The organism is Moorena sp. SIO1F2, assembly GCF_010672755.1.
Lineage (GTDB): Bacteria > Cyanobacteriota > Cyanobacteriia > Cyanobacteriales > Coleofasciculaceae > Moorena.
Genome location: NZ_JAAHFV010000431.1, coordinates 1 through 4,968 on the forward strand (window position 1 = coordinate 1; position 4,968 = coordinate 4,968).

General features: G+C 44.6%; 5 protein-coding genes. 1 reads left to right on the plus strand and 4 read right to left on the minus strand.

Annotated elements, in window-relative coordinates; translation table 11 throughout:
- Nucleotides 1-405: 405 nt before the first annotated feature.
- Nucleotides 406-1,371 (plus strand): hypothetical protein, encoded by a 966-nt coding sequence (locus F6J94_RS30105; protein WP_293047030.1) that lies wholly within the window; start codon nt 406-408, stop codon nt 1,369-1,371.
- Between the two features lie 101 nt (nt 1,372-1,472).
- Here F6J94_RS30105 and lpxA read toward each other — a convergent pair whose 3' ends face one another.
- The 4 genes from lpxA to F6J94_RS30125 all read right to left on the minus strand — a co-directional run.
- Nucleotides 1,473-2,267 carry an acyl-ACP--UDP-N-acetylglucosamine O-acyltransferase gene (lpxA, locus tag F6J94_RS30110; RefSeq protein WP_293026105.1) on the minus strand — a complete coding sequence of 265 codons (795 nt, stop codon included), beginning with the start codon at nt 2,265-2,267 and terminating at the stop codon, nt 1,473-1,475.
- 446 nt (nt 2,268-2,713) lie between these two features.
- The gene (gene fabZ / locus F6J94_RS30115; protein ID WP_075903192.1) at nt 2,714-3,226 is read right to left on the minus strand and encodes a 3-hydroxyacyl-ACP dehydratase FabZ; all 513 of its coding nucleotides are present in this window, start codon (nt 3,224-3,226) and stop codon (nt 2,714-2,716) included.
- A gap of 18 nt (nt 3,227-3,244) precedes the next feature.
- Nucleotides 3,245-4,243 (minus strand): UDP-3-O-acyl-N-acetylglucosamine deacetylase, encoded by a 999-nt coding sequence (locus tag F6J94_RS30120; protein ID WP_293047033.1) that lies wholly within the window; start codon nt 4,241-4,243, stop codon nt 3,245-3,247.
- A 142-nt stretch (nt 4,244-4,385) separates the two neighbouring features.
- The coding region (locus tag F6J94_RS30125; RefSeq protein WP_293047035.1) for a BamA/TamA family outer membrane protein at nt 4,386-4,968 on the minus strand (583 nt) is incomplete at its 5' end.

The window sequence follows — 4,968 nt, forward strand, 5'->3', positions numbered from 1 at the left end:
TGGCGCTTTGGGGAGATGGGGAGATGGGGAGATGGTGAGATGGGGAGATGGGGAGATGGGGAGATGGGGAGATGGGGAGATGGGGAGATGGTAGACCGGCTTGTGCAGAAGTGGATGGATTGGCCGTTGGTCACGCTACGGGAACGGAAATTTAAGCTGATAGCTGATAGCTGAATACTTACGATAGCTGAATGCTTACCAATTTTTTTGATAAATTCACATAATATTCATTAAAAATATTTATTTAATTCATCCAAATTTCATAATTTTAAACTCACAATAAAGCAAAATAAAAACAAATGAAGAAAATCATTAGTGATTTGCGCTAATTACATCAAGGTAAAATCACAATCTTCATACTATAGGGTGCAATGAAAAATTAATTATTTTTTAGGGGAAATAAACATGTCTACCAATTCCACTAACACAACAGTTTTGACCTTTGATGAACTGCCTTTTCAACCCGTTGATGACCTAAGTTTCATGGGGGTCACATTTGATTTCAAAGTAGGTGGGGTAGATTCAACGGATGCCAATTATGCTTCCTCCGGTCCAGGCTCAATTTCCTTTGTACAGGATCCGAGTCTGGAAGGTAATGCCGCCGGAATCCTAACCCTTGACTTTGATGCACCGGTTTCCGACCTTGAGTTTGGGGTGGCGCTGAGTACCTTTGCTACTCTCACACCTGGTTTTACAGTGGAACTGTTTGATGATGGCTCCACATTGGTAAATACGATCGCAGTCGATACTAGTTCACAGCCAAGCTTTACCGAGGCTCTGTTCTCCCTTTCTGATAGTGATACACCAATAGACCGGGTTGTGATCGATTTCAATGATGCCGCTGCTTTCCGCTTCGCCCTTGACAACCTTAGCTTCGAGGAAGCTGGTGTTACTCTAATCGGTACTTCCAACAATGACATCCTTGAAGGTGGCGGAGGTGACGATATTATCAAAGGGCTTAACAGTCAAGATACTCTTCGAGGCTTTGTTGGGGAAGACTACCTCGACGGTGGTGACGGTGACGATAAACTGTTTGGAGGGGACGGTCATGACACCCTCAAAGGTGGCAATGGTCAGGATACCCTCGAAGGCGGAGATGATGACGATACCCTGATCGGTGGCCCAGGAGATGACATTTTAACTGGTGGCAGTGGGCAAGATACCTTTGTCTTGTCAACAGTAGGCAAACTCACCATCACTGACTTTACCGATGGCGAAGATCTGTTGCAGTTAGATGGTCTGACCTTTGGTCAGATTTCGATTTTTGAACAAAATGACGATACCATAATCACCACCATAAATAATCAACCATTAGCTGTCTTGACTGGTGTAGATTCTGGTGACATTACAGAGGCAGATTTTGTGCTTTAATCTCCTGTTTTCTTAATTAATAATCCCTAAAATCGGCTAGGAAAGGGTAAAGGTTAAAGGTGAAAGGAATTTGAAATAAACCTTAAAAACCTTTACCCTTTTCAGCGACGACCAGGAATTAAACCCCGACGACCTTCCATTAGAGACAACTGCAAAAACTGATGCAGGTGCTGCACATGTGGATTATCTGGTGGCAATTCCAGGGTTTGGAGGGCTTGAGTGAACGGTTCTCCTGAAAGATAGAGCTTCCGGAAGACATTTTTTAGCTGTCTAATCTCACCAGTTGTCAGTCCAGCCCGTTTAAGACCGATTAAGTTAAGCGATCGCACTCGGGATGGATTCCCCTCAACTAGCATATAGGGTGGAACATCTCGGTCAATGCGACTCATCCCACCCACCATAGCTAGACGTCCAATGTGGACAAATTGATGAATCCCCAAGACCCCACTAATTCTCACCTGGGACTCAATATAAACATGACCTGCTATAGCAGTGCCATTAGCGATAATTACAGAATCTTCAATCACGCAATTGTGAGCAACATGACTATAAGCCATTAGCATATTGCCATTGCCAATTACGGTTGCTTCTCCCGCCCCGGTGGCTCGGTTAATGGTGACGTACTCTCGAATTAGATTATTATCACCAATTCTCACCCAGCTAGGAGCACCATCATACTTAAGGTCTTGGGGTTCCGAACCCAGTACTGCTCCTGGAAAGATTTGATTCCTGGCTCCGATCTCCATTGGTCCAGAAAGAACCACATGGGCACCAATGGTTGTTTCTGGGCCAACTTTCACATTATCTTCGATCACCGCGTAGGCACCAATCTGAACTGTCGGGTGTAGTTCAGCACCAGGATGGATAACAGCAGTAGGATGAATAAGTGTTGCCAATTTTCCAAACACCAAAGTGACCAATGACTAACAATACTGGCAGGTTAAAGGTTGCAGGTTGCAGGTTGCAGGTTGCAGCTTTAAGGTTGCAGGTTGCAGGTTGCAGGTTGCAGGTTGCAGGTTGCAGGTTAAAGGTTAAAGGTTGCAGGTTGCAGCTTTAAGGTTGCAGGTTGAAAGATTAAGGTTGACTGTTGCCGGTTTAAGGGTTAATGTTTAGTGTTCCAGGTTTTAGTGCTAAAATAGAACATTAACGTTTAACCTCCAAAGCCAAGTATTTCAACAAAATAACCTACCCTGAACCGAAGGCCAAAGGCAAACAACTAAATAAACAACTAAATAACTTATGCGCTACGCGCACGCTACGCGAACAACCAAATAACCTATCCTAAACCGAGGGGCAAAGGTGAACAACCCAATAACTTTCCTTTGCTCTTACTAATTATGTTTTAATCCACTATAGAAAACATAAGTTCGCCTTCTGCTGCTTTCTTACCATCAACAGTTGCAACTGAGTGCATCTTACCAAAACGACGGCGCTTGATGGACAACAGTTCCGCAGTCATCACCAGTTGATCTCCTGGCACTACGGGACGCCGAAAACGAACTTTGTCAATCCCTGCAAATACGAATAATCCATCAGGACTATCGGGAATTTGGGTTAATACAATCCCCCCAACCTGAGCCATAGCTTCGACTATCATCACCCCAGGCATCAACGGTCTTCCAGGAAAATGTCCTTGAAAAAAAGGTTCATTGAAGGTAACATTCTTGATACCTACAGCTCGTTTACCTGGAACATAGTCAATAATCCGATCAACTAATGCGAAAGGATACCGATGGGGGAGTAGTTTATGAATGTCTTCGACGGTTAGAACTGTTTTAGTCGATGAGTCATCATTGAGCTCCTGGGTACTTCCGGTAGAGTTATTTGGCGTGTTAACGTCAGTCAGTGTGGACATAAGCGTATTTTAATAGAATTACAGATTGCAGGTTAATTTATTAATTTTTAAAGGTTCAACCTTCTTTGTATTTAACTTGCAACCCATGCGTTCAGCCAGCTTTTTGGCAAGTTGGACATGGAGATGGTGGCTAGCTTTATAGGCGAGGATGTGAGCGACAGGAAAACGTCCTAATAAACTCAAATCCCCTACTAAGTCTAAAAGTTTATGACGCACTGGCTCATTTGAAAATCGTAAGGGGGGATTAACCCATCCCTGTTGACCACAAACCAGAGCATTGTCCAAGCTACCACCTTTAATTAAACCGCGATCGCGCAGCTGGTCAATTTGATCAGCCAAGCCAAAGGTACGAGCTGGTGCGATCGCATCAGCAAAATTGTCCTGTTCTGGAGTCCAACTATACCATTGTTTACCAATAGCTGGTAACGCAAAGTCAATGCCATAGGTAAATCGAGTTTTGGGTGCTGGTAGAGCCGTTACAAAGGCATCTCCGTGATAAACCGAGACTGGCTCGTTTAATACAAAAGGAATAGGTGTTCTTCCTGAGGCAGTTAGGAGGTGAGGGGGTGTTAGGGTACCTCGAACTTGTCCGGGGGTAAAACTATCGTATGGTTTACCGTCGATGCCTTGAACCCCTGCTGCTACTACTCCCACCTCCTGGATAGCTTCCAGCCAAACCTTCGCCGAACCATCTAAAAGAGGCACTTCTGGACCATCAATCTCAATTTGAGCATTATCCACACCACTACCAGCCAGTGCAGCTAAAAGGTGTTCCACAGTACGAACGGTAGCGTTTCCATACTGGGTTGATGTGGAGAGTTCCGTAGACAGTGTGGTACCTGAAACTGCATCTATGTTTGCTGGAATAACCGGTTTACCTGGTAGGTCAACCCGCACAAAATATCGCCCAACTCCCGCAGCTGCTGGTAGTACCCTTACGTAGGTTGAAATACCGCTGTGCAGTCCGACACCAGAGCGTTCAAACATACCAGCCAAGGTGTAATATACTGAAGACATGTTTTTTGGTCAAGTTTCTATCAATAAATGCTGGAAAATTGAAAATTGAAAATTGAAATTAACCAATCACAAATCCCAATTAACAATTCGCAATTAACCACTAACAATTCACAATTAACCACTAACAATTCACAATTAACAATTAAAACTTCTCTCCAATACCAAAGTGAAGACGACTGTCCCCTTCGGTATTCAAACCAAAGTCTACCCGAATCGGACCAAGTGGTGACTGCACTCTAACCCCAAGACCGTAACCGAGACCAGTACCGGGTAAATCTCTCTGCTCACCGGGTTCACCAGGAACAGAACCAGCAGAACCAAGGTCAGTGCCAGCGTCAACAAATAGAGCACCCCCTATGACTGAGAAAATTGGGAAGCGATATTCTGCCGTAGCCTGAAGGTAGCTACGTCCTGATGCTAGGTCTCCCTCAGCAAACCCCCGCACGGAGTTACTACCACCAACAATAAAAGCTTCATAGGGAGGTAAATCCCCCAAGATAGTGCCCCCTTGAATGTTAAAGGCAAGAGCCTGAGGTCCTTCGGTAAAGTTGGTGAATTCTACAGGGATATAGAAACTATAGCTACCTCTTAACCGATTCATTAAGATGCTGCCACTACCAATAGGAATAGATTGTTCCATGCCCAACCTGAGTAGGGAACCGTTAGTAGGTTGGGTTGTACTATTGCGTAAATCCCGCACTGTCCAGTTAGGGGCAGTGCGGGAT

Coding starts and splice junctions, on each gene's coding strand:
- F6J94_RS30105 (WP_293047030.1), top strand. CDS start 406: ATGTCTACCAATTCCACTAACACAACAGTTTTGACCTTTGATGAACTG.
- fabZ (WP_075903192.1), bottom strand. CDS start 3,226: ATGTCCACACTGACTGACGTTAACACGCCAAATAACTCTACCGGAAGT.
- F6J94_RS30120 (WP_293047033.1), bottom strand. CDS start 4,243: ATGTCTTCAGTATATTACACCTTGGCTGGTATGTTTGAACGCTCTGGT.